This is a genomic window from Pseudomonas sp. LH21 (genome assembly GCF_036549575.1).
GTDB lineage: Bacteria > Pseudomonadota > Gammaproteobacteria > Pseudomonadales > Pseudomonadaceae > Aquipseudomonas > Aquipseudomonas peradeniyensis.
Window position 1 is genome coordinate 724,073 of the sequence record NZ_CP144367.1, and the last position, 25,312, is coordinate 749,384.

Genomic DNA, 25,312 nt, shown 5'->3' on the forward strand with positions numbered 1-25,312 from the left:
CGGGGCAAGCCCGCTCCCACGCTGCTCCAGTCAAATCAAAGAATTATGTTTTGTTCCATGAGAGTGGCCTCGCGCCGCGAAAGGGCCGCAACGCGGCCCCGGCGATATCAGCTTGATGCACAAATCCCGGGGCCGCTACGCAGCCCTTTCGCGGCACAAGGCCGCTCCTACACGACTTATACTGGCCCGACCACAAGCATTAACCTGGACCATCGAATGAAACCCTTTGACGACCTGATAGCCGAGGCCAACGCAGCGGATGTGACCGGCTGGGGCTTCGATTGGCTGGCAGGACGCGCCTCCGAGCAGCGTCCGCCTTGGGGCTATGTCCAGCGCCTTGCGCAGCGTCTGCAGGGCGTCTGCGCCGCGCTGGATCTCGACACCGGCGGCGGAGAGGTACTGGATGAGGCACTGCACTTTCCACCCCTCATGTGCGCAACTGAAGCCTGGCCCCCCAACGCCCGCAAGGCGCACGAGCGTCTGGGGCCGCGCGGCGTTGAAGTCGTGCAGGTCGCGCCCGGTACCGCACTCCCATTCGCCGACGCCTCGTTCGAGCTGGTCACCTCACGCCACCCGGTGCAACCGGACTGGACCGAAATTCATCGCGTCCTCCGGCCTGGCGGGCATTACTTCGCCCAGCACGTAGGGCCAGCCTCGGCCTTCGAGCTGATCGAGCATTTCCTCGGGCCATTGCCACGTGAGCGGCAATTGCGCGATCCGCAGGACGAAGTGGCAGCCGCGCAGGCAGCCGGGTTGACGGTGACTGACCTGCGCACAGCCCATTGCCGCATGCTGTTCCATGACGTCGGCGCAGTCGTGTGGATTCTTCGCAAATGCGTATGGTGGGTGCCGGACTTCTCTGTGGATAAGTACCGCGCTGAACTGCTGGCCCTGGATAGCCAGATGCGCCAGGGCCAGCCTTTTGTCGCGCATTCAACCCGTCATCTCATTGAAGCGAGGCGTTAAGCGGGCGCAGGCCGAGGCAGCCGCTATCGATCGATAGCGGCCATGTACCCTCACATCCCGTTGGCGAATTCCGGCTCGTGCATGTCGACGCGCTCATTCATCCCCCTGAGCGCCCTGGCATATTCGCCCAGTACCTGAAGCGCCCAGTCGGCCCGGCGACGAATGCGCAGGTCTTGCGTACTCGCGCTTTGCGGGCCATTCATCACGTCCTCCACCTGGCGCACGATCAACTGCTCGGGTAGGTAGCAGATGCGGCAATTCTTGTAGCTGGACGCCCGCAATTCAGACAGCGGGTAGCTCCCGCCCTGGCCAGAGGACACCCCGACCAGCAGTGCCGGCTTGTGCCCCAACTCGCGGTAGCCGGCGTAGACGAACAGGTTCTTCAACGCCGGGCAGGCCATGCCGTGCCATTCCGGGGTCAGCACCACCAGGGCATCGGCTTCACGCAGCTGGGCTGCATACTCGAGCCAGAGTCCGTGTTCATCCTTGGCTGGCCACAACGGCAGCGGCGCAAGCCCGAGATCGATCACCCTCGGCAGCTCGCTGAGCTGTAATTCCTGCAGGCGTTGGGCGAGAAAGGCAGCGACCTTCGCCGACTGGCTGTCCGGCTGGCTGGAGCCGGCCACGAGTACGATATTCAGGCTCATTTGGCCAGCTCCTGGTCAGATTCCGTCGGCAGGCTGGTCGACTTGCCGCGCACCAGCGGCCAGAACAGCTCCTCCTGCCAGCTGACTGGGCGCATGCCTTCGATACCGTAATGCTGCGGGCGGCGGCGGGTGATCTTTGCCGTGCCGAACAGCACGTCCCAGAAGAACAGCAGGTTGCCGAAGTTGCCCTTGTAATGCGTCACCCCGTCATCGGCGCTCAGACCGTGATGCGCCGAGTGGGTCGCGGGGGTGGAAATGGTCCGTTCCAGCAGCCACATCACGGGCCGCAGTGCGCGTATGCGGTAAAGCTTGTCATCCCAGGGCACGCTGCTGTGGGCGCCGAAGATGACCAGCATCTTGACGATCAGGTAGCCGAAGTACACAGGCGCCAACCCCAGGTAGATCAGGGCCCCGCTGAACCACAGACCGGGCATCAGCAGGTAATAGAAGCTGTTGTTGCGGTAGACGATGCGGATGCTCATGTAGGGCGCTGAATGGTGCGCACGGTGCAGCGAGTAGAGCAGGGGCACCTTGTGGCTGAGGCGATGCCACCAGTACTGGGTCATGTCGTCCAGCACCAGGAACAGGACGAGCCCAAGCACCCAGTGCAGGCCGGCGAGGCTGCCCTTCAGTTGCGGCACGAAGTGTTCCAGCAGGCTGTTACTGAGGAACGTGACCAACGGCAGGGTGACCACCATCAGCAGGGCGCTGCCGACGATCTCGATGATCGCGTCCCGGCGTTTGCCGTGAGGCTGAAGGAAGCAGGCGCAGGTGATTTCGAGGAGGATGAAGCCGATCAGGATGGCGAGAATAATCGGTATCGGGCTGTTTGTTATTGTTGTGCTCATGGCATTCTCCGGTGGGTGCCGATCAAGGCGGTGCCCACCCATAAGAATTCACGAAGCCGTCAGACGATATGCGCGAAACGGACAGAATCACCCGAGAACCGGCCAATCCATCGCCCGAGCGATTCCACCGCGGCCCGCTCGGGCGGGTGCTGGAGCGCTACCTGCAGACGCATTCGCTGAAGGCGCGCAGCAACTACAGCATGCTTGCGCTGGAGCAGCTTTGGGCCAAGGCGGCCAGTCATGATCCGGCAATCGGCTTGCACCTGTTCTCGCACTTCAGCCGCCAGGACTGGCATGTGCTGGCCCAGGGCTGCCTGTACAGCGCCACGCTGGCCGAGGCCATCCGCTTCTGGGCGCGCTATGCACGGCTGGCATCGGACATGGACACCCTGGCGCTGATCGAGGAGGGTGATTGCCTCGGGGTGGAGTTGCGTATCGATGCGCCAGCCAGCCTGGTGCGCTATATGGTCGAGCACTACAGCGTGATGTCCCTCAGCGTGATGGGCGTGGGGATGGGCGCGGCGGTCGTGCCGCAGCGGGCGTGCTTCGCTCACCCACGACCAGCGTACTACCCGGAGTACCGCGAGTGGTTTGGTGACGATATCCAGTTCGGCTGTGGGTACAACCGTTTGTACTTCAATCGTGGCCAGCTGGACATGCCATTGTTGACCCAGCATGCCGGGATGATGGAGGTGGTGAGCCAGGAGCTGGAGCGTCGGTTGGCGCAGCAGTCCCAGCTTAGTGGCTGGTCGGCCCGGGTGGCCCAGGGCATTCGCCAAGGCCTTATCACGGGACGGTCGCTTACCCTGGAGGGTCAGGCGCAGGACCTTCACCAGAGTGCGCGTACCTTGCGTCGGCGGCTGGAGGATGAGGGGACCAGTTTTCGTGTGCTGCTCGACCGAGTGCGTGCCGAGCTGGAGCAGTATCTGGAGATGCAGGGAGATAGCCGAGCGCAGATCGCTGCACAGCTTGGCTACAGTGACCTGGCGGCTTATGTCCATGCGCGTAAACGCTGGCGGTCGCTTTAGGAGATCACCCAGCCCTTTGGGCTACGCTGTCGCGTAGTTAAGCTGAATTGGCAGGCACAAAAAAGATTTTCAAAGTCTGCATGTTTAATCTTTGTTCTGCTTTGAGTTACGGTTTTGAGGCCATTAATGTTTCCGAGTTTTTCGGCAGCATGTTTTCTGTTCTTTCCCTCCAAAGTTTTGAGAAATTTCCCACTGCGCTACCTGTTGTGAATAGATCCTGTCTAGGGCTACATTCCTCAGGTCGCAGCAAAATCTGCGACCAGGTGTAGGAACCTGCTGGTAAACTTGGCGCTCGCACTAGGCGCCCCATCACAACGGCTGGCGCCTTTTTTGCGTCTGCTGCGATGTCATGGCGGCTGTGTGTGGGCAGGCTTCGGCCTGGCCGGGTTCCAAGTTTCCCGGTATTCCTACCCCACACATAGCTGCCACCCAATCCCGTAGGAAGGATCGTGGTAGCTCCAATCTCAAACTTGGAGTCTCATGCATGCTTATTCGCATTCTGAGCAGGATCCTCGCATCCGCTCTCCGCCGCCCAACCCCCGCGGCCAGCCCATCCCCAACCTTCTACCCGATCGACAGCCAGTCCCTCGCCACACGCGTCAACCGGGAGGTGCCCCATGTCTGACCATGAACGGCTGTCTACCCTCCAGAGCTACGTCTGGACCCTTGAACTGCTCGGCGAGGCGCTGGTGCAGCATGACGAGGTACTCGAGTGCGAGCACAACCCGCAGCTGAGCTTTCGCAACACGGCGGGGATTCATCAGGCGATCCGGATCATCAGCCGGTTGGCCAGCGAGCAGTTCGGCAAGCTGGAGGCGATGAAGGAGGAGGGGAGAGGTGGCGGCGTGGTGTAGGTGCCACTGAGGCACTGAATGCCAGGCACAAAAAGACGCCCATTGGGCGTCTTCTTTTTAGGATTTGGTGGGCCGGGGTGAGTTGAAACAAGTCGGTATCTAGTTGTTTTGTCTAATTAATAATCGATTAGATAACTTGCTTGGAATACCAGTTGGAACGCTGCGTGGTCTGGATTCCGATGGACGGTGCGTTTTGAGAACCGCCTCCAAAAACGAATCGGGGCCGAATCTATCAAGCAAATGGACGCGCTGCTGATTGTTGCTCCTGGGCTCGTAGGTCTGGGGCTCCTAGTGTGGTGTTTCAGAAATACCCCTGGAAATCAGGCCACCGCTTTACCCGTGCTCTGCCAGCCGATAAGGTGGCGCGCATTGTAAAATGATGGCAGCTTGCGTGGTCCAGGGATGGCTCCCTGAATGAAGCGGTGCATTCAAGCGCTGTTTTGAGGCTATCTCAGGTTCCCTCTCGTTTGTTAATTGCCCGTTTGAGTATTGGCCGGCCCATCTGATTGTGGACGGTATGGGAGTGTTGTGCATGAGTGAATTGGCCCAGGCGTTGCTGGCTGCAGTACCGGAAGATGGCGGCAGCATCGGCAATCAGGCCCTTTATGAGCGACTCAAGAGCCAGTTCACCGGCCTGAGTGAAGAGCAATTCTGGGAATCGCGCGACGTGCTGATCGGTGAGGGTGTGCTGGTCAAAGGCCGCGGGCGTGGCGGCTCCGTGCTGCGCGCCCAGGCCGCAGGTGCCAGCCTGGCGGCGCAGGCGCTGAGCAAGGCGCGTGAGCGTTTCGAGCCGGCAGTGGCCGAAGCATCCACCAGCTATGTCGTCGAAGCGGCAACCAGTAAGGCCAAGGCGGTCAAAGTACAGGCTGCCACCAGTATCGAGGCCATGGAGAAAACCCTCTGGGCCACAGCCGACAAGCTGCGCGCCAATATGGATGCCGCCGAGTACAAGCACATCGTTCTCGGGCTGATCTTCCTCAAGTACGTCTCCGACAGCTTCGCCGGCCGCCGTGCTGAGTTGGAGCGCAAACTCACCGACGAAAACGACGACTACTATCTGGGCGATGACGATCCCGATGCGCTCAACGCCGAACTGGAAGACCGCGATTATTACCGCGAGGTCAACGTGTTCTGGGTGCCGGAAGTGGCGCGCTGGGAGTCGATCCGCGCCGCCGCCAAGCAGGTGGATATCGGCAAGCGCATCGACGAGGCCCTGGCTGCGATTGAGGCGGAAAACCCTCGGCTGAAGAACATCCTCGATAAGCGCTACGCCCGTGCGCAATTGCCGGACGGCAAGCTGGGCGAGCTGGTAGACCTGATCTCCACCATCGGCTTTGGTGACGACAGCAGCAAGGCCCGCGACCTGCTCGGCCAGGTGTACGAATACTTCCTAGGCCAGTTCGCCAGTGCTGAAGGCAAGAAGGGCGGGCAGTTCTACACCCCGGCGAGCATCGTCAAAACCCTGGTGGCAGTGCTCAACCCGCACCACGGCAAGGTCTACGACCCTTGCTGCGGCAGTGGCGGCATGTTCGTGCAGTCGGAGAAGTTTATCGAAGCCCACGGCGGCAAGCTGGGTGATGTCTCCATTTACGGGCAGGAGTCCAACCCCACCACCTGGCGTCTGGCGGCGATGAACCTCGCCATTCGTGGCATCGACTTCAACCTTGGCAAGGAGCCGGCAGACACCTTTGTGCGTAACCAGCACAGCGATCTGCGTGCCGACTTTGTGCTGGCCAACCCGCCGTTCAATATTAGCGACTGGTGGCATGGAAGCCTTGAAGGCGACCCGCGCTGGGTCTATGGCACGCCGCCTACGGGCAACGCGAACTACGCCTGGCTGCAACACATGCTCTACCATCTCAAGCCCAATGGCCGCGCCGGCATCGTGCTGGCAAACGGCTCGATGAGTTCTAGCCAGAACAGCGAAGGCGATATCCGCCGCGCCATGGTCGAGGCCGATGTGGTGGAGGTGATGGTCGCCTTGCCCGGCCAACTGTTCTTCAACACCCAAATTCCTGCCTGCCTGTGGTTCCTCGCCAAGGACAAGCGCCATGCTCTGAGCTCCGGCGGCATCGACCGCAGCGGCCAGGTGCTGTTTATCGATGCGCGCAAGCTGGGCACCAGCGTTAGCCGTGTACAGATCGAACTGACCGATGCCGATATCGAACGCATCGCCAGCACCGTGGCTGCCTGGCGTGGCGAGGCGCTGGATGAGGGCGGGCAGGTCAGTGAATACGCCGATATCCCCGGCTTCTGCCGCAGCGTCAACCTCTCGGAGATCGCCGAGCACGGCCATGTGCTGACTCCGGGCCGCTATGTGGGTGCCGAAGAGGTGGAGGATGACGACGAAGCCTTTGCCGAGAAGATGCAGCGGCTGACTCGGCAGTTGGGTGAACAGATGAAGAGGGGCGCGGAACTCGACCAGTTGATCCTGCAGAAGCTGGGGGGGCTGGGGTATGAGTTTTAAAACGGCAGACGTAGGTATCGTTCCTGAAGCCTGGGATGTTGAGGAACTTCGTTACTTCCTCGACTTGATAACATACGGCTTCACAAATCCTATGCCTGACTCCGATGAGGGGCCGTGGAAACTCACCGCCAAGGATATCGTGAATGGACGGATTAATTACGGCACGGCTAGACGGACAACGATTGAGGCATTTAAAAGAAAGCTCACTGATAAAAGTCGGCCAAGAGTGGGCGATGTCCTGCTCACGAAAGACGGTTCCATTGGCAGGGTTGCAGTAGTTGATCGAGATGGAGTCTGCATCAATCAATCTGTAGCTTTGCTTCGTCCAAAGAAAAATATCAATCCTGAGTTCCTGAAATATCTCCTTATTTCACCGCATTACCAGCGAGTGATGGAGAACGATTCTGATGGTTCTACGATTAAGCACATCTACATTACTCGTGTAGATAAAATGCAAGTTGCCGTGCCGCCTCTTGCAGAGCAAAGTGAAATATTAAAAGTAGTCGGCACTATCGACGACCGCATCACCCTGCTACGCGAAACCAACGCAACGCTGGAAGCCATCGCCCAAGCGTTGTTCAAATCCTGGTTCGTCGATTTCGACCCCGTGCGCGCCAAGGCCGAAGGCCGCCAGCCGGAAGGTATGGACGCCACCACCGCCGCGCTTTTCCCCAATAGCTTCGAAGATTCCGAACTGGGTTTGGTGCCGAAGGGGTGGGCGGTTGGGAGCTTGGGAGTCATTGCGCAGATTGTAAGGCGGCAAATTCAAGCTTCTGAGTTACATGCTGGTGTGCGCTACGTTGGGCTAGAGCACATTCCTCGAAAGTCGCTGAGCTTAAGCAGTTGGGGTAATGCCGACGGTTTGGAGAGCACAAAGTCTGCATTTTCCGAGGGGGACATACTGTTCGGCAAGCTTCGCCCATATTTCCACAAGGTGGTCCTCGCCCCGTTCTCTGGGGTCTGCTCGACGGATATTTTGGTCTGCCAGCCCAAGGAGAGAGAGTATTTTGGCGTGGTAGCAATGCACTTGTTTAGTGAGACTTTGATCAGCTATGCGGACCGTCTCTCGAATGGTGCAAAGATGCCCCGCGTGAACTGGAAAGATTTGGCAGAATATCCAATTGTTGTTCCGTCATCAGACATCGCAGCAAAGCTGAATGAGGCGATACATCCACTTTTGGCACGAATGACTGATGGCATTCATCGAGCTCACACACTCACCCAGCTCCGCGACACTCTCTTACCCCGTCTGATCTCCGGCCAACTGCGCTTGCCTGAGGCTGAAGTGCTGATCTAGGAGGCGGTATGAGTCTAAGTGTTAATGCTGATTTCTTTCGGCTGCTGGACTACCTGAAGGCGCAAGGCGCTGCTGTACAAAAGCGCACTGAGGATTCTCAGCAGTACCAGGACTTTCTGCTGGCCTTTCCTCTGAGCCGCCTGAACCAGTTAACGCTGGATGAATACTGCGTGGGCAAGGGCGATGGGAAATCCTTCTGCTGGTGGATCGAGCGCGGCCTGGTACCGGTGCTGGGTCGCTATATGCCCGGCACCGCTAAAGGCCATCTCCTGTACTTTCAGGAAGATGGCAGCCTGTACAAGAATCGCCGTCTGCTGGATCTCGGTGATGAAGAGGCGCTGCGCTACACGCTGAGCATCCAAAGCACCATCTCTGCAGCCGATCCCGCTGATCTGCTCTGGGTGGATGACGACAAGGAAATCTACCGCCGGGCCGGCTTAGAACCGCGTGTCACGATCGGCGCAGGGCGCAAGCTACGCTTGTTGGCCTGTTATCACACGGCTCAGACATTGCCGATTTCCTCCAGCGATCATCTGGGGCATTTCCTGCAGATGGTGGGTTGCCCATCAGCGCTTATCCCGTCGCCGAAGATGCCGGTGGCGCGCATGCTGAAGTTGCGCGAGTACTACCAACTTGCTTGTGAGTCGGTGCCAGGTCTTAGCCCTTATGGATTTATGCGCGGGCTGTACAGCGAGGAGCTGGGGTTAAGACCTGCTAAGCCTGAGTCTGAGGAGGATATTCAGCCAGGGGGAGCAAGCTACCTGCTTACCTGGAATCCAGCTCATTTCAAACTGGGTGGAGACGCCGGCGTAGAGTTGGGGCAGGAGATTGATTGGAGCTGCCATTCGAAACATCCGCAACCGGGCGATGTGGTTTATCTGGTGCGGTTGGGGCAGGAACCACGGGGCATAGTAGCGCGCGGCCTAGTGACGGAGGGGGCGCATGACGGGCCTGACTGGAAGGATTCGAGCAAAACCCGCAACTACATCCGCTTTCGCATCGATGAGCATCGTCCTGACTGTGCTCGCGGCTTGTTGCCCATGTTGCTGCTCAACAAGGCCATGCCTACCCAGCGCTGGAACCCACAGAGTTCGGGCGTCGAGATTGCCCCGGCCATCGCGGCCCGACTGGAGCTGCTCTGGCAGGCGGGCGAAGGGCTGCATAGCCTGAGACAGTACGTGTCCTGGAGTTCGGCGGATCGTAAGGAGTCCTGCCCTGGATGGCTGAATATTTATCAGGAGGTCACATCGCTGGCCAAGGTCCTGTGCACTGGTCAGACGCCTCTGGATCATTCCGCTCTTGTACGTTTGTGGATTGAGCGCGAGAACGGGATTTCCAGCTTGAAGCTGGGGCTGTTCTCTCGAGATGAATTCAATGAACAACAAGCCGTTATTCGGGAAATCACGCAGCGCATCATGGATGCGCCTACGGCGCAGACTCACGCACAGGTGATGAAGGATTGGCGTCTGGCGGTTGAGAGCAAGCAGTTCAGCGCCAATCGACCTGCCATGGTCAATCGAGTGTTTGCCGCTTTTGCGCCGGAGCGGTTCACCACACTGCTCAAGCCTGAAGATTGCCAGCGACTATTGCAGGGTTTGCGTGAGCTTTTTCAGCTGGATGTGACTCAGGAAAAGCAGGACTGGTGTGCGTTGAATGAGCAGATCATGGCGTGCATGAGTCTGGCTGGGCTGGATACAGATTCCGTACTGCCAAACAACATTGCCATGTGGCAGTTGCTAGAGGCGCTGCAGGGTGCCAAAGACGAGGTACTTGAAGACGCTCAAGGGGGAGATGCCAGGGTGGCCGCCAAAGATATTCCGCTGAATCAGATTCTTTTCGGTCCACCGGGAACGGGCAAGACGTTTTCCGTCGTGGAGGAGGCTCTGAAGATTCTGGCACCAGAGGTGCTGGAGACGCCCACGCGCGAGACTTGGAAGAGCGCGTTCGATCAGTTGGTGATGGAAGGTCGAGTGCGTTTCGTCACTTTCCACCAAAGCTTCAGCTACGAAGATTTCGTTGAAGGTTTGCGAGCCGTATCAGAGGGCGGGCAGCTGCATTACAAGGTTGAGCCTGGTGTTTTCAAACTGCTGTGTGACGACGCACGGCACCAAGAAGGAGCGCAGACAGAAGATGATGTGCTCAATGCGTTTCTGGAAGAGGTCACCGAGGGCCCCGTCACGCTTACTACGGTGCGTGGCAAGTCCTTTGATGTCCGCTACAGGCCCGGCAATGGGACTTTCACCTGTCAGACCAAGGCTTCGGAAAATGCGCTGGAGCTGCCGGCCAACATCGAGCATGTGCGCTTGTTCATGCGTGGCGAGAAGCCTGCGTCGGTCTATTGCGAAAGCTATGTGAGAGGGATCGCCGAGCACTTGCGCGGCAAGCTGGAGAACGACGGAGCTGGGCAGTCGAATGGCGAGAGGCTGCCTTATGTGCTGGTGATCGATGAGATCAATCGGGGCAATGTTTCGCGCATCTTTGGTGAGCTGATCACATTGATTGAAACCTCTAAGCGAGATGGTGCGACGGAGAGTTTGTCTGTCACCTTGCCGTACTCGAAGGAGCGTTTCACGGTGCCGGATAATGTCTATCTGATCGGCACCATGAACACTGCAGACCGTTCGCTGGCTGGGCTGGATATCGCCTTGCGTCGCCGTTTTATCTTCAAGGAAATGATGCCCAATCCCTCTTTGCTCAATGGCGTGGTGTTGGAGGGCATCGACATTGGTCAGCTTTTGGCGGTAATGAACCAGCGTATCGAGATGCTGCTCGATCGTGATCATTGCCTCGGACATGCCTATTTCATGTCCCTCAAGAGTGGAGACTCGTTGCCGCAGCTGGAGGTGATTTTCCGCAATCAGATACTGCCGCTGCTGCAGGAGTATTTCTTCGAGGATTGGCAGCGTATCCAGTGGGTGCTTAATGACCACCGCAAGCCTGCGGCAGACCGTTTCGTGGAGCAGGACACGCAAGATGTGGATGCTTTGTTTGGCAACATTAGCGTGCCGGCGCAAGGTGGGGTTTGGCGGATCAATGCGGCTGCATTCCAGCGAGTTTCTGCGTATGCCGGTGTGATTGCGGTTCGGGCCAAGGCTGAGGTTCCAGTAGAAGAGGCGGGTGCGTGAGCGTATTCGTTACCGTGCGTGAATATGCGCGTCTGACCACGGCAGCGGTTGCGTCCGGCAACCTCGATTGTGCGCAGATTTCCGAAAGTGCCTTCGACTGGCTGTGTGATCTGAGCGCTAGCTTCAATCGCAGCGGTGCGACTCTGCTGCAGGTTGAAGGTCGGCGTACTCTTAAGTGGGATTCCTACGTGGGCGTATTGGAAACGCCTTGTGGCACGCGGCTGGAGATTCTGCCCAAGCACCATGAGCAGGACGATTGCCTGGTCAAGAGCCGCCTGTTGCTGCGCAAGCTCATTCAGCAGGCTCTGCAACTCAAGCCTCGTGAGGGTTCGGTAGCCAGCCTTGAGCTGTTCGATGCGCCACTCAGCGAGTGGGTGATGGGGCAGTTCCTGGCGGAGCTGGATTTGTTGGTGAAGCGTGGAGTGCGCTTCGACTATCAGCGAATCGAGGAGGAGCAGCGCTTTCTCCGTGGCCAGCTCAATGTGGTGGCACAGATGCGCCAGCCGCCTGGGCGGCAGCATCACTTCCAGATTCGCCACGATGTATTCCTGCCGGATCGGGCAGAGAATCGCTTGCTCAAGTTGGCGTTGGAGCAGGTGGCAAAAAGCACACAGGATGCCGCCAATTGGCGCCTGGCCAATGAGTTGCGCTCCATGCTGGCGGAGGTGTCTGCCAGCCGGCAGGTGAGCCAGGATTTGCGCGCCTGGAGCCGCGACCGGCTGATGGCGCATTACCAGGCGATCAAACCCTGGTGTGAGTTGATCCTCAATCAGCAGATGCCGATAGCCGTGAGAGGTGAGTGGCGCGGCGTGAGCCTGCTGTTCCCGATGGAAAAGCTGTTCGAGCAGTATGTGGAAGGCTGGTTGCATCAGAAACTGCTGCCCAGCGCTCGTTTGAAAGCGCAGTCAGCTAGCCAGTACTTGTGTGCACATAGCAGTGATCGGATGTTCTGCTTGAAGCCTGATTTGCTGATCGATACAGCGGAGCATCGCTGGATTCTTGATACCAAGTGGAAGCGTATCGATGCCGGTAAACCTGAGAAGAACTATGACCTGAGTCAGAGCGATTTCTATCAGCTGTTTGCCTATGGACACAAATACCAAAGAGGCGATGAGGTGCCGGGGCTGGTGCTGATTTATCCGTATTGGTCTGGACTCCAGAAAGCGCTACCGCTGTTTGATTACGGCAAGGGTATGCAGTTATGGGTTTTGCCTTTTGATCTGGATGCTGAGTCCTTGGTAGATGTGGAGAAAGCGACTTTGCCTTTGAGCCTTGAATCATTTGCTCGCGCCAGCTAGGCGCGCTTGCTGCTCAAGGGCGGCTGCAAGTGGTTGATGGGGTAGTCACGGCAGCCGCTGATTTGGGGTAGATAGCCCGTTATCGCAACTGTAATCGACTAAGTGGATCGCATTGAGCTTGCAGAGATGCCAGGTAAGGCTCGTTAAGGACGGATATGACCGAAGACCAACTGGAACAGGAAACCCTCGGCTGGCTCACTGAGCTGGGTTACGCGCACCTCTATGGGCCGGACATTGCCCATGACGGCGATAACCCCGAGCGCGAGAGCTATCGCGACGTGCTGTTGACCATGCGCCTGCGCACGGCCATCGCCCGGCTAAACCCGCAGATCCCACTGGCGGCGCGTGAGGACGCCTTGCGCCAGGTGCTGGAGCTGGGCGTGCCGGTGCAGCTGTCCGCCAACCGCCTGTTTCATCGTCTGCTGGTCGGCGGTGTGCCGGTGCAATACCAGAAGGACGGCGAGACCCGCGGCGATTTCGTGCGGTTGATCGACTGGATAGATGTGCGGGCCAACGAGTGGCTGGTGATCAACCAGTTCAGCATCCAGGGGCCGAAACATACGCGCCGGCCGGACATCATCCTGTTCGTCAACGGCCTGCCACTGGTGCTGCTGGAGTTGAAGAACCCGGCGGATGTGAATGCCGATTTGGTAAAGGCGTTCGACCAGCTACAGACCTACAAGGAGCAGATTCCGGACGTCTTTCACTACAACGAGATTCTGGTGATCAGCGATGGCAGCGAGGCGCGCATGGGCTCACTGTCTGCAGATATCGAGCGCTTCGCCCGCTGGCGCACCATCGATGGGGTCACGGTGGATCCGCTGGGTGAGTTCAACGAGCTGGAGACGCTGGTGCGTGGCGTGCTGCAGCCGGCGATGCTGCTGGATTACCTACGCTACTTCGTGCTGTTCGAGGATGACGGAAGGCTGGTGAAGAAGATTGCCGGCTATCACCAGTTCCATGCCGTGCGTGCGGCGATCCAGCAAGCGGTGATCGCCTCGCGCCCCGGCGGCACGCACAAGGGCGGGGTGGTCTGGCATACCCAGGGCTCGGGCAAGAGCATCACCATGACCTGCTTCGCCGCCCGAGTGATGCAGGAAGCGGCGATGGAGAACCCGACCATCGTAGTGATCACCGACCGCAACGACCTGGATGGCCAACTGTTCGGCGTGTTCTCGCTGTCGCAGGATCTGCTGCGTGAACAGCCAGTACAGGCGCTTACCCGCGGTGATCTGCGCGAGAAACTGGTCAACCGCCCCAGTGGCGGCATTGTCTTCGCCACCATCCAGAAGTTCATGCCGGGCGAGGATGAAGACAGCTTCCCGGTGTTGTCCACGCGCTCGAATATCGTGGTGGTGGCCGACGAGGCGCACCGCACCCAATATGGCTTCAGTGCTTCGCTGAAGGTGCAGGACTTGAAGGTGGCCGAGGTCAGTGCTCGCTATCAGGTGGGTTATGCCCAGCACCTGCGCGACGCTCTGCCCAACGCTACCTTCGTGGCCTTTACCGGTACGCCGGTGTCCAGCGAAGATCGTGATACCCGTGTGGTGTTCGGCGGCTACATCCACATCTACGACATGCAGCAGGCCAAGGAAGATGGCGCCACCGTGGCCATCTACTACGAGTCGCGGTTGGCCAAGCTGTCGCTCAAAGACTCGGAGCTGGCGCATATCGACGACGAGGTCGACGAGCTGGCCGAGGATGAGGAAGAGGATCAGCAGTCACGCTTGAAGTCGCGCTGGGCCGCGTTGGAAAAAGTCGTGGGAGCCGAGCCGCGTATCAAGAACGTGGCGGCCGATTTGGTGGCGCACTTCGAGGAACGCAACCAGGCGCAAAACGGCAAGGCCATGGTGGTGGCCATGAGTCGTGAGATCTGCGTGCACCTGTACAACGAGATCATCGCCCTGCGCCCCGAATGGCACGATGAGGATCCGGAGAAGGGCGCGGTGAAGATCGTCATGACCGGTAGCGCATCGGACAAGGCACTGCTGCGCCCGCATATTTACCCGGGGCAGGTGAAGAAGCGCCTGGAGAAACGTTTCAAGGACCCTGCCGATCCGCTGCGATTGGTGATCGTCCGCGATATGTGGCTGACCGGTTTCGATGCGCCCTGCGTGCATACCCTGTATGTCGACAAGCCGATGAAGGGCCATAACCTAATGCAGGCTATCGCCCGGGTGAACCGGGTGTTCAAGGACAAGCAGGGCGGCCTGGTAGTGGATTACATCGGCATTGCCAACGAGCTGAAGGCGGCGCTCAAGGAATACACCGCCAGCAATGGCAGGGGGCGGCCCACCGTCGATGCCCATGAAGCCTATGCGGTGCTGGAGGAAAAGCTCGATGTGCTACGTAGCCTGCTGTATGGTTTCGATTACGGCGACTTCCTGACTGGCGGGCACAAGCTACTGGCCGGTGCCGCCAACCATGTGCTGGGGCTGGAGGATGGCAAGAAGCGATTTGCCGACAATGCCCTGGCCATGAGCAAGGCCTTTACCCTGTGCTGCACCCTGGACGAGGCCAAAGTCGTTCGGGAGGAAGTCGCTTTCCTACAGGCCATCAAGGTGCTGCTGACCAAGCGTGACATTAGCGCCCAAAAGAAAAACGACGAAGAACGTGAGCTGGCGATCCGCCAGATTATCGGCAATGCCGTAGTCTCCGGCGAGGTGGTGGATGTGTTCGAGGCGGTCGGTCTGGACAAGCCCAACATCGGCCTGCTCGATGACGAGTTTCTTGCCGAGGTGCGCAACCTACCGGAGAAAAACCTGGCGGTTGAGCTACTGGAGCGCCTGCTGGAGGGTGAGATCAAGAGCAAGTTCGCCAGCAACCTGGCCCAGGAGAAGAAGTTCTCCGAGCTGCTCGATAGCGTGATCAAGCGCTACCAGAACCGCTCCATCGAGACCGCCCAGGTCATCGAAGAGCTGATCGAGATGGCCAAGAAATTTGCCGCAGCGAGCAAGCGTGGAGATGTGCTGGGCCTGAATGATGACGAGTTGGCTTTCTACGATGCGCTGGCCAATAACGAGGCCTCGGTGCGAGAGTTGGGCGATGAGATCCTAGCCAAGATCGCCCATGAGCTGACAGATAGCCTGCGCCAGAACGTGACCGTGGACTGGAGTAATCGTGACAGTGTGCGGGCCAAGCTGCGGCTTCTGGTCAAGCGCATCCTGCGTAAATATAAGTATCCGCCGGATCAGCAGGAGGCGGCGGCACAACTAGTGCTGGCGCAGGCTGAGACGCTCTGTGAGGCATGGATGTAGGGCTGGCTGCCGGTATGTACCTACAAATGCCATGACGGTCACCTCATCGCTCGCTCGCCAACTTGGGACTGGCTGAAGCTGGTCCTCAAACATTAGAAACCAGTTACTAAAAGCCTATGCGATGTATCTTCTGCAAATGCGACTCAACAAGCTCACGTAGTGTTGAACACATCATCCCAGAATCAGCTGGAAACAAAAAACGTGTATTGCCGGTTGGTGTTGTCTGTGATAAATGCAATAACTACTTTGCGCGCAGAGTTGAGCAGTCGATTCTAACTCACTCATGGATGAGAAATGTTCGTGCATGGGAGCAAGTTCCAAATAAGAAAGGAACATACCCATCTCTGATCGGCCACATTGCTGGTACCGATATCGCAGTGAATATGCGCCGCTCGTCAGGTGGGATGTTTCACCTAAATACGGAAAAAGGTAACGACAAGTCTGCTCTTTCTGAAGTTGTTATTGATGAATTTGAGCGGCTACTGATTTTCACACTCAACGATGATCCACCACAACGGGAAATGTCGAGGTTTCTTTGCAAAATGGCTTACGAGGCGGTTGCAGAGTTGTTCTGCGAAAGCCCCCAAGGCCCATATCATTTGAGTAACGAGCCTTTCTTTGACAACGTTCGCGAATACGCTCGGTATGGAAGCAATTTTAAAGAATGGCCATTTTCGCAGAGACGCGTGTTCCCCCACGATACATTGATGCAACACCCTCTCACGAATGAATGGGTTCAAGCCGGCTTTGGCTTTGGACTTTTTATGAACAGGCGGCAGGAAACACTTTTTTGCTTTCTTTTCTATGGCGTCGAGTTCGTCATAAATGTAGGCGGACCATCAATTTCTGGATATAGCGAGTGGATCGATGAGCATGCGGGAATCAGTCCAATGGTTGAGCGCTTAGGTTGTCGCTTAGCACAAGGAGAGGATCGCAAGCACTATCTCCACGGCAGCTTTGAAATATCCAAAGGTCTTGAGTTTGATAAAAAGCATGGCTACTGTCCTTTCCTCCCGTAGCTAATTGACGTCTAACAACTGGTTAAAACCTTTCGTGCGGCTGTGTGTGGGCAGGCTTCGGCCTGGCCGGGTTCCAAGTTTCCCGGTATTCCTACCCCACACATAGCTGCCACCCAATCCCGTAGGAAGGATCGTGGTAGCTCCAATCTCAAACTTGGAGTCTCATGCATGCTTATTCGCATTCTGAGCAGGATCCTCGCATCCGCTCTCCGCCGCCCAACCCCCGCGGCCAGCCCATCCCCAACCTTCTACCCGATCGACAGCCAGTCCCTCGCCACACGCGTCAACCGGGAGGTGCCCCATGTCTGACCATGAACGGCTGTCTACCCTCCAGAGCTACGTCTGGACCCTTGAACTGCTCGGCGAGGCGCTGGTGCAGCATGACGAGGTACTCGAGTGCGAGCACAACCCGCAGCTGAGCTTTCGCAACACGGCGGGGATTCATCAGGCGATCCGCATCATCAGCCGTTTGGCTAGCGAGCAGTTCAGCAAGCTGGAGGCGATTAAGGGGGAGGAGGGAAGGTGACGGCGTGGTGTAGGTGCCGCTGAGGCACTGAATCTCAGGCACAAAAAAAGACGCCCATTGGGCGTCTTCTTTTTCGGATTTGGTGGAGCCGGGGGGATTTGAACCCCCGTCCGCCAGTACTCCGCTGTCGGTACTACATGCTTAGCCGTGTCTACTGATTTAATCCGCAGCCGCCCGACGGGCAGGGTGCTTTGGATGAGTTGGGTAATTTTTAGTCGCTTCGCCCCCAACGTGCTGCACGACGATCCTGTTCTGTATGACAATCATTTCGGGTTTACAGGCATCCCCTGATGATTGCTGGAGCCGAAGCTACCAGGAGAGCGGGCTCAGCTGCTTACGCAGCGAGAGCGTAGCCCTCGTAGTTTTCGTCATTGGCAACTATAGAAAGTTGCAACAGTGGATTTACGAGTTCTGTTACCAACTCGGCATGCACCTAGAGTTTCGCTACCGGCGTCGAATCCTAATCGGCCCCACACTCAGCTCTAGCTGAACGCGCTTTTCAGCACGCAAGGCCGAGTATACGCGCTTACACGGGCGGCGTCGACAGATGGTTCGGCCGCCCGCGCTGGCGCAGGGCTCAAGTACCGCTGCCACCGGCCGAGCCGCTGCCTTTGTCGGTCTTCTCCAGGCGCTCGAGCACCTTGCTGGTGATGGCGATGCATTCCTTGGTGTCGCCTTTTGCCTGGGCGGCCTTGGCCTGGTCCACATGCTCGGTGATGGCCTTGTCCAGGCCTTCGGAGGTGGCGCCGGCGGTGGCCATGCTGTCGTCGATTTTCTGCAGGTTCATGGTGCACAGGTCGTCGGCGGCGAACACAGGCGAGGCCAGCAGGGTGGCGGCCGCGAACAGGGCGGATAGCGCAGTGCCTTTCATGGGAGTCTCCTTTGAGGCCTTGGGATGTGGGCCTGATCGGTGGACTGTGTGGGTTTGGGCGGGGTTCCATTGGGTTGGTGGGGTGATTGGATGGCCTGAGGCATGGGCGATACCTGTAGGCGGTCGCCCAGCCCTTTGGGGCTGCGCTGTCGAGTCGGGAACTGTTATCTCTGTGGGAGCGGGCGCCGCGAACACCGGCGGAGCCGGTGCCATACACCGCGCTGGATTCTTCGCGGGTAAACCCGCTCCCACAGGGGCAAGCTAAATCACTGGGTTGCGTGTTGGGTACGAGCGGCCTTGTGTCGCGAAAGGGGTGCGCAGCAGGCCTGGGGCATTAGCGTCGGGGCACAGATCGCGGGGCCGCTTTGCGGCCCTTTCGCGGCACAAGGCCGCTCCTACACACGAGAGGGGTAGGGCACATCGGCAATAAAAAACCCCGGCACGGGGCCGGGGCTTTTTCATCACGCTAACGCGATCACTCCTGGTTGGCCAGTTTGTGCTCGAGGTAGTGGATGTTGACGCCGCCTTTGCAGAAACCTTCATCACGCACCAGGTCGCGGTGCAGCGGGATGTTGGTCTTGATGCCGTCGACGACGATCTCGTCCAGGGCATTGCGCATGCGCGCCATGGCTTCGTCGCGGTCCTTGCCGTAGGTGATCAGCTTGCCGATCAACGAATCGTAGTTCGGCGGAACCGAGTAGCCGCTGTACAGGTGCGAATCGACGCGCACGCCGTTGCCGCCCGGGGCATGGAAGTGCTTCACCTTGCCTGGGCTCGGGATGAACTTCTTCGGGTCTTCGGCGTTGATCCGGCACTCCAGCGAGTGACCGCGGATCACCACGTCTTCCTGGCGGAACGACAGCTTGTTGCCAGCGGCGATGCTCAGCATCTCCTTGACGATGTCGATGCCGGTGACCATTTCCGAAACCGGGTGCTCGACCTGGACGCGGGTGTTCATCTCGATGAAGTAGAAGCGGCCGTTTTCGTACAGGAACTCGAAGGTACCGGCACCGCGGTAACCGATCTCGATGCACGCGTCGACGCAACGCTTGAAGACTTCCTGACGGGCCTTCTCGTCGATGCCCGGGGCCGGAGCTTCTTCCAGGACCTTCTGGTGACGGCGCTGCAGCGAGCAGTCACGGTCGCCCAGGTGCACGGCGTTGCCCTGGCCGTCGGACAGAACCTGCACTTCCACGTGACGTGGGTTGGTCAGGAACTTCTCCAGGTAGACCATCGGGTTGCCGAACGCGGCACCGGCTTCGGTGCGGGTCAGCTTGGCCGAGGCGATCAGGTCCTCTTCCTTGTGCACCACGCGCATGCCGCGACCACCGCCGCCACCGGCGGCCTTGATGATCACCGGGTAGCCGACGTCACGGGCGATTGCCAAAGCAACCTCTTCGTCCTCCGGCAGCGGGCCGTCGGAACCAGGCACGGTCGGTACGCCCGACTTGATCATCGCGTCCTTGGCCGACACCTTGTCGCCCATCAGGCGGATGGTATCGGCTTTCGGGCCGATGAAGGCGAAGCCGGATTTTTCCACCTGCTCGGCGAAATCGGCGTTTTCCGCGAGGAAGCCGTAGCCCGGGTGGATGGCGGTGGCGCCTGTCACTTCGGCGGCGGCGATGATCGCCGGAATGTGCAGGTACGAATCCTTGGACGATGCAGGGCCGATGCAGACCGACTCGTCTGCCAGGCCCAGGTGCATCAGTTCACGGTCGGCCGTGGAGTGCACGGCGACGGTCTTGATGCCCAGCTCTTTGCAGGCACGCAGGATCCGCAGGGCAATTTCCCCACGGTTGGCAATCAGGACTTTTTCAAGCTTCCCAGACATCGTTGGTTCTCCGCGAATCAAACGATGGTGAACAGCGGCTGGTCGTACTCAACCGGCTGGCCGTCTTCCACCAGGATGGCGTCGATCACACCGCCGATCTCGGCTTCGATGTGGTTCATCATTTTCATGGCTTCGACGATGCACAGGGTGTCGCCTTTCTTCACGGCCTGGCCGACTTCGGCGAAGTTGGCCGAGGTTGGCGAAGGCTTGCGATAGAAGGTGCCGACCATTGGCGAACGAACAACGGTGCCTTTCAGGGCAGGCGCGGCGGCAGCGGCTTCAGCGGCCGGGGCGGCAGCGGCAACAGGTGCTGCGGCGGCAACCGGAGCGGCCATCGGAGCCGGAGCGGCGAAGTACTGGGCGCCGGCCGGGGTCTTGCTGTGACGGCTGATGCGAACGGACTCTTCGCCTTCCTTGATCTCCAGTTCGTCGATGCCAGACTCTTCCAGCAGTTCGATCAGCTTCTTGACTTTACGGATATCCATTAATCATCAACTCCCAAGGTTCGGTCGGGGACGTATTTTTAAAACGTGTCGAAAACGTTTCTTCATGAGCCTCGGCCCGAAGGGGCCAAGGCCTTGTGTCATCAGGGCTGTGCGTTGGCAGCCAGGTGTTCCAGCGCGGATTCCAGGGCCAGCCGGTAACCGGTGGCGCCCAGGCCGCAGATCACCCCTACGGCAACATCGGAAAAGTAGGAGTGGTGGCGGAACGGTTCACGCTTGTGCACGTTGGAGAGGTGCACTTCGATGAATGGGATGCTCACCGCGAGCAATGCGTCACGTAATGCGACGCTGGTGTGGGTGAAAGCGGCCGGATTGATCAGGATGAAGTCCACGCCTTCGTTGCGCGCGGCATGGATGCGGTCGATCAATTCGTATTCGGCATTGCTCTGCAGGTATTGCAGATGGTGGCCGGCGGCGCGGGCGCGTTGCTCCAGGTCCTGATTGATCTGGGCCAGGGTGGCGGCGCCGTAGTGGCCCGGTTCGCGGGTCCCGAGCAGGTTCAGGTTGGGGCCGTGCAGCACCAGTAGGGTTGCCATCTGCGATTCCTTGGTTTTGTAGGGCAATTCGACATAGCGCGGCGACTATGCCGCAAGCGGCGCTGAGTGTCCAGTTCCCGGCAATAGCCAGCACGATGTCCGAGATTCGCGCAAAGTATGTGACCAGATGATTAAGTCTGGTCACTGCTGCGGGGTTTTTTCACTGGACGCGGGAAGTTATAGCCCGAGTTGGCCGCGCACGCGCGTCAATACCTGGGCGAAATCGGCGGCGTTTATCTCGCCGATGACCCGATCGGTGGTCATTTCGCTGCCGTTCGCGGCAAAGAACATCAGCGCGGGAGGGCCGAACAGCCGGTAGCGGTCGAGCAGGGCGCGTTGTTCGGCGTTGCTCTCGGTGATGTCGAAGCGCAGCAGGCGGAAGGCGGCCAGTTGCGGCTGGACCTGCGGCGCGTTGAGTACTTCGTGCTCGATCACCTTGCAGCTGATGCACCAGTCGGCGTACCAGTCGAGCAGCACCGGCTGGCCGGCGGCCTTGGCCTCGGCCAGTGCCGCGTCGAGGGCGGCGGGGGTGGTGAGGGTCTGCCAGGCGTCGGCCTTGGTCGGCGCAACGCCGCTGGCCGCGACTGGTGGCGGCAGCGGGCGCAGCGGATCGCCCTGGCCGCTCAGGGCGCCATACCAGCAGGCCAGGGCGTACACCAGCAGCACCAGGCCCAGCAGTTGCGCCAGGCGCTGGCGCGGGGTCTTGTCCACGAACTCCAGGGCGCCGAGGAACAGCGCCACGCCGGCGGCCAGCAGGCCGACCAGCAGCAGGGTGGCCGGCCCCGGCAGCACGCGGCTGAGCAGGCCGATGGCCAGGCCCAGCAGCAGCACGCCGATGGCGTTCTTCACCGTGTTCATCCATGGCCCGCTCTTCGGCAACCAGGCTGCGCCGCCGGTGGCCACCAGCAACAGCGGCGCGCCCATGCCCAGGCCCAGGGCAAACAGTTTCAGCGCGCCGCCCAGGGCGTCGCCGCTGGCGCTGATGTACAGCAAGGCGCCGGCCAGCGGCGCCGACACGCAGGGCGAGACCAGCAGGCTGGACAGCACGCCGAGCACCGCCGCGCCGAGCAGCGAACCGCCCTTGGTGCGGTGGGCGAGGTGGTCCAGGCGGCTGCTCAGGGCTTGCGGCAGCTTGATGTCGAACAGGCCGAACATGGCCAGGGCGAACAGCACGAAGAACGCGGCGAACGGCACCAGCACCCAGGCCGACTGCAGGCGCGCCTGCAGGTTCAGGCCGGCGCCGAACAGGCCCATCAGCGCGCCGAGCACGGCGAAGCTCGCCGCCATCGGCAGCACGTAGGCCAGCGACAGCGACAGCCCGCGCAGGCCGCCAACCTGGCCGCGTAGGACCACACCGGAAAGAATCGGCAGCATCGGCAGCACGCACGGGGTGAAGGTCAGGCCGACCCCGGCGAGGAAGAACAGCAGCAGCGATTTCCAGGTCCAGCCCTGCTCTGCGCTTGCCGGCAGCGGGGCGCCTTGGCCATCGATGCTCAGCCGCGCGGTTTCCGGCGGATAGCACAGGCCCTTGTCGGCGCAGCCCTGGTAGCCCACCAGCAGGGTGAAGGCGCGCGGGTCGTTGCGTGGCAGCTCGATGTCGAGCACGCCGTGATAGACCTCGACGTCGCCGAAGAACTCGTCGTGCTTGGCCTCGCCCTTGGGGATGTTCGGCGCGCCCAGGCGGATGTCCGCGGGTTCGGTGCGGAACTGGAAGCGGTGGCGGTACAGGTAGTAGCCGTCGGTGGCGATGAAGCGCAGCTTGACGGTCTGGGCGTCGGCCTGGACCAGGCTGAGCTTGAAGGCTTCGTGCACCGGCAGGAAGTCGGCGCTGTTGGAGGCGGCGCCGAGGGTGGCGCTGGGGCGGTTGTCGAGCAGGCCCGTGGCGAAGACGGGGCTGGCCAGCAGCAGGAACAGCAGGAAAAACAGGCGGCGCATGGCGGACTCGCGAGGTGGAACGTGGCGGCATGATAGCGGAGTTGGCCGTCGTTAGGGTCGAGTTGCCTGCAGGGGCGACACATGGCCGCTGGCCTGTGCATCGCCTGTGCCGGCCCTTTCGCGGGTAAACCCGCTCCCACAGGGATCGCGCCGTGTCAGCGACTGCGCGGCCCCTGTGGGAGCGGGTTTACCCGCGAAGAGGCCCTCACAAGCGGAACGCGCGCACCGCCGTATTCAACTCGCCCCCCAGCTTGAGCAACTGCTCGCCCTGCTCACGCCCTTCGCCAATGCGCTGCAGGTTGTCCTCGCCCAGCTCATGAATCCGCTCGCTGTGATCGCGGATCTCGCTCACCGCGCCGGTCTGCTGCGCGGTCACATCGGCGATCCGCACCGCCGTGTCGGCAATGGTGCGGATGGCGCTGACGATCGCATCCAGCGCGCCATCGGCCGACTGCGCCTGGTTGGCCGTGGCCTCGGCATGTTCCAACTGGGTGCGCATGCCGTCCACCGAACTGCGGGCGGCCTGCTGCAGGCGGTCGATCAGCGCCTGGATCTCGCCGGTGGCGCCGGTGGTGCGCTGGGCCAGCGAGCGTACTTCATCCGCGACCACGGCGAAGCCACGGCCCATCTCGCCGGCCCGGGCCGCTTCGATGGCGGCGTTTAGGGCCAGCAGGTTGGTCTGCTCGGCAATCGCCCGGATCACCGTGAGCACGCCGCCGATGGTCGCCGACTCTTCCGCCAGTTGCTCGATCATCCGCGCGTTGCCCTGCACCTCGTCGACCAGCGAACGCAGGCCGGACAGGCTCTGGCCGATCACCGTCTGGCCCTGCTCCACGGCCCGGCCGGCATCGCGGCTGGCCTCGGCGGCGGCGCTGGCATCGCCGGCCACCTGCTGGATGGTCGCCTCCAGTTCGCCCAGGGCGTCGCGGATCTGCGCCGTGTCGCCGGCCTGGCGTTCGGCGCCGTCGTGCAGGGCGCTGCTCATGCCGGCCAGGGCATGGCTGCTGCCGGCCACCTGTTCGGCGTTGTGACGGATGGTGCCGACCAGCTCCACCAGGTACTGGCGCAGGCGGTTCAGCGATTCCTGGATATCGTGCAGCTCGCGGTTGGTGCGGCCCAGGGCGATGGCCTGGGCGAAGTCGCCCTCGGCCCAGCGCGACAGCGCCGGCGCCAGGCCGGTCAGGGTACGTGCCAGGCGACGCTGCAGGGTGTCGATCAGCAGGGCGATCAGCAGGATCAGGCCGATCATCAGGCCCTGGATCAGGCGCACCTCGCCGGCGATGGTGGCGTGCAGGCCACGCACCTCGGGCTCAAGGCCGGCGATGGCCTGCTGCACCGCCTCCAGGCGCTCGCCGGTGCTGGTGGCCAGGGCGGCGCGGCGCTCGATCTGCTCGCGGGTGCGCTGCAGTTCGCCGGGGTAGCGGCCGAGCAGGCTGTGCAGCTCGCGCTTCAGGCCCACGGCCACATCCTCCTGCTGGCTGCTGGCCTGGGATTCCAGGCCCATCATCGCGGCGAAGTCGTCGGCGTTGGATTCGGCGGCGCGGGTCACCCCCAGCAGCGGCAAGCTGTCGATGGCCTGGGCCTGGGCGGCGATCAGTTGCAGTTCGCGCTCTACCTCGGCGGCCAGTTCGGCGCGGCCGCTGCTGACCAGCTTGTCGCGGGCCAGGGACAGGCGGCCCAAGTGCAGCGAGGCCTCCAGCAGCGGTGTCAGGTAACGACTGGCATCGCTGCTGGCGCTGTCGCGGGCGTAGCCGGCCAGTTGTTCGAGGTTGGCCCCCAGCTCCCGCTCGGCCTGCAGCAGCAGGGCCTGGGGATCGCCCGCCAGCTTGCCGGCGGCGAGCAGTTCGTTGGCGGTGAAGCCCTGCAGGCTGTCGAGGCTCGGGCGCAGCTTGGCTGACAGCGCCTCGGGCCATTCGGCCAGGGCGGTTTGCAACTGCTTGTTGGCTTCCATGGCTGCGGCATGGCGCAGGGCATCGCCGCTGCCCAGGTAGGCCTGGATATTGCGCGCGGCGTCGTTCTGGAACTGCTGGGACAGGCCCAGGTAGCGCTCCATCAGTTGGTAGGGACGTTCCAGGGCGCGTTGCGACCACCACAGGGTCGCGCCCAGGGCGATACACACGGTCACCAGCAACAGGGTGTTGAAATTGGTCAGCCACTTCAGGCGCATAGCCGCGAACTTCCTGCGGAGGGGGAGTGGAGAGGTCGGGGCCTGAAGTTATTGCGATTTTGTGACGGGGTGATGACGGCGGAGGGTTGGCGCCATAAAAAAGTGGCACAGTGCCTGTATTGTTTTGCCGGTTGCTC

The 25,312-nt window shown here is 60.5% G+C and carries 18 protein-coding genes and 1 other RNA gene; 10 read left to right on the forward strand and 9 right to left on the reverse strand.

The annotated features are described in order from the left end of the window. The first annotated feature begins 216 nt into the window (after positions 1-216). Positions 217-966 (forward strand): class I SAM-dependent methyltransferase, encoded by a 750-nt coding sequence (locus tag VUG52_RS03515; RefSeq protein WP_262974467.1) that lies wholly within the window; start codon positions 217-219, stop codon positions 964-966. Between the two features lie 50 nt (positions 967-1,016). Here VUG52_RS03515 and VUG52_RS03520 read toward each other — a convergent pair whose 3' ends face one another. Both VUG52_RS03520 and VUG52_RS03525 read right to left on the reverse strand, forming a co-directional pair. Beyond that, positions 1,017-1,613 (reverse strand): NADPH-dependent FMN reductase, encoded by a 597-nt coding sequence (locus VUG52_RS03520; protein WP_331832439.1) that lies wholly within the window; start codon positions 1,611-1,613, stop codon positions 1,017-1,019. After that, positions 1,610-2,461 carry a sterol desaturase family protein gene (locus VUG52_RS03525; RefSeq protein ID WP_331832440.1) on the reverse strand — a complete coding sequence of 284 codons (852 nt, stop codon included), beginning with the start codon at positions 2,459-2,461 and terminating at the stop codon, positions 1,610-1,612. The genes VUG52_RS03520 and VUG52_RS03525 overlap by 4 nt, the downstream gene beginning before the upstream one ends. Positions 2,462-2,529: 68 nt before the next feature. Between VUG52_RS03525 and VUG52_RS03530 the strand changes: the two genes are divergently transcribed. The 9 genes from VUG52_RS03530 (at position 2,530) to VUG52_RS03570 (ending at position 17,332) form a co-directional block, all read left to right on the forward strand. Continuing rightward, positions 2,530-3,489 carry an AraC family transcriptional regulator ligand-binding domain-containing protein gene (locus VUG52_RS03530; RefSeq protein ID WP_262974470.1) on the forward strand — a complete coding sequence of 320 codons (960 nt, stop codon included), beginning with the start codon at positions 2,530-2,532 and terminating at the stop codon, positions 3,487-3,489. 617 nt (positions 3,490-4,106) lie between these two features. Further along, a complete protein-coding gene (locus tag VUG52_RS03535) occupies positions 4,107-4,343 on the forward strand; it encodes a hypothetical protein (RefSeq protein WP_220689971.1) in 237 nt (78 codons plus the stop codon). 532 nt (positions 4,344-4,875) lie between these two features. Continuing rightward, positions 4,876-6,810, forward strand: coding sequence for a class I SAM-dependent DNA methyltransferase (locus VUG52_RS03540; RefSeq protein ID WP_050703594.1), 1,935 nt, complete (start codon positions 4,876-4,878; stop codon positions 6,808-6,810). After that, positions 6,800-8,107 carry a restriction endonuclease subunit S gene (locus VUG52_RS03545; protein ID WP_256205957.1) on the forward strand — a complete coding sequence of 436 codons (1,308 nt, stop codon included), beginning with the start codon at positions 6,800-6,802 and terminating at the stop codon, positions 8,105-8,107. Before VUG52_RS03540 ends, VUG52_RS03545 begins: the two co-directional genes overlap by 11 nt. Before the next feature lie 8 nt (positions 8,108-8,115). Further along, a complete protein-coding gene (locus VUG52_RS03550) occupies positions 8,116-11,232 on the forward strand; it encodes an McrB family protein (RefSeq protein ID WP_050703595.1) in 3,117 nt (1,038 codons plus the stop codon). Continuing rightward, entirely contained in the window at positions 11,229-12,530 is a 1,302-nt protein-coding gene (locus VUG52_RS03555) for an McrC family protein (RefSeq protein WP_050703596.1), read from the forward strand. The genes VUG52_RS03550 and VUG52_RS03555 overlap by 4 nt, the downstream gene beginning before the upstream one ends. Before the next feature lie 155 nt (positions 12,531-12,685). Continuing rightward, the gene (locus VUG52_RS03560; RefSeq protein ID WP_050703597.1) at positions 12,686-15,787 is read left to right on the forward strand and encodes a type I restriction endonuclease subunit R; all 3,102 of its coding nucleotides are present in this window, start codon (positions 12,686-12,688) and stop codon (positions 15,785-15,787) included. Between the two features lie 116 nt (positions 15,788-15,903). Then, positions 15,904-16,806, forward strand: a complete 903-nt coding sequence (locus tag VUG52_RS03565) for an HNH endonuclease (protein ID WP_082337621.1) — start codon at positions 15,904-15,906, stop codon at positions 16,804-16,806. A 301-nt stretch (positions 16,807-17,107) separates the two neighbouring features. Continuing rightward, positions 17,108-17,332 (forward strand): hypothetical protein, encoded by a 225-nt coding sequence (locus VUG52_RS03570; protein ID WP_050703598.1) that lies wholly within the window; start codon positions 17,108-17,110, stop codon positions 17,330-17,332. A gap of 80 nt (positions 17,333-17,412) precedes the next feature. Here the strand turns inward: VUG52_RS03570 and ssrA are convergent. The 7 genes from ssrA to VUG52_RS03605 form a co-directional block, all read right to left on the reverse strand. Further along, positions 17,413-17,804, reverse strand: a transfer-messenger RNA (tmRNA) gene (ssrA, locus tag VUG52_RS03575). A 105-nt stretch (positions 17,805-17,909) separates the two neighbouring features. After that, a complete protein-coding gene (locus VUG52_RS03580; RefSeq protein ID WP_050703599.1) occupies positions 17,910-18,203 on the reverse strand; it encodes a hypothetical protein in 294 nt (97 codons plus the stop codon). 475 nt (positions 18,204-18,678) lie between these two features. After that, complete coding sequence (gene accC / locus VUG52_RS03585) at positions 18,679-20,034, reverse strand: acetyl-CoA carboxylase biotin carboxylase subunit (protein WP_028691199.1); 1,356 nt, start codon at positions 20,032-20,034, stop codon at positions 18,679-18,681. Positions 20,035-20,051: 17 nt separating this feature from the next. Beyond that, positions 20,052-20,519 (reverse strand): acetyl-CoA carboxylase biotin carboxyl carrier protein, encoded by a 468-nt coding sequence (gene accB / locus VUG52_RS03590; RefSeq protein ID WP_028691198.1) that lies wholly within the window; start codon positions 20,517-20,519, stop codon positions 20,052-20,054. A 101-nt stretch (positions 20,520-20,620) separates the two neighbouring features. Then, positions 20,621-21,073: a type II 3-dehydroquinate dehydratase gene (gene aroQ / locus VUG52_RS03595; protein WP_011535870.1), complete on the reverse strand. Its 453-nt coding sequence runs from the start codon at positions 21,071-21,073 to the stop codon at positions 20,621-20,623. Between the two features lie 177 nt (positions 21,074-21,250). Continuing rightward, positions 21,251-23,008, reverse strand: a complete 1,758-nt coding sequence (locus VUG52_RS03600; RefSeq protein WP_262974471.1) for a protein-disulfide reductase DsbD — start codon at positions 23,006-23,008, stop codon at positions 21,251-21,253. A gap of 205 nt (positions 23,009-23,213) precedes the next feature. After that, complete coding sequence (locus VUG52_RS03605) at positions 23,214-25,175, reverse strand: methyl-accepting chemotaxis protein (protein WP_331832443.1); 1,962 nt, start codon at positions 25,173-25,175, stop codon at positions 23,214-23,216. Positions 25,176-25,312 lie beyond the last annotated feature (137 nt).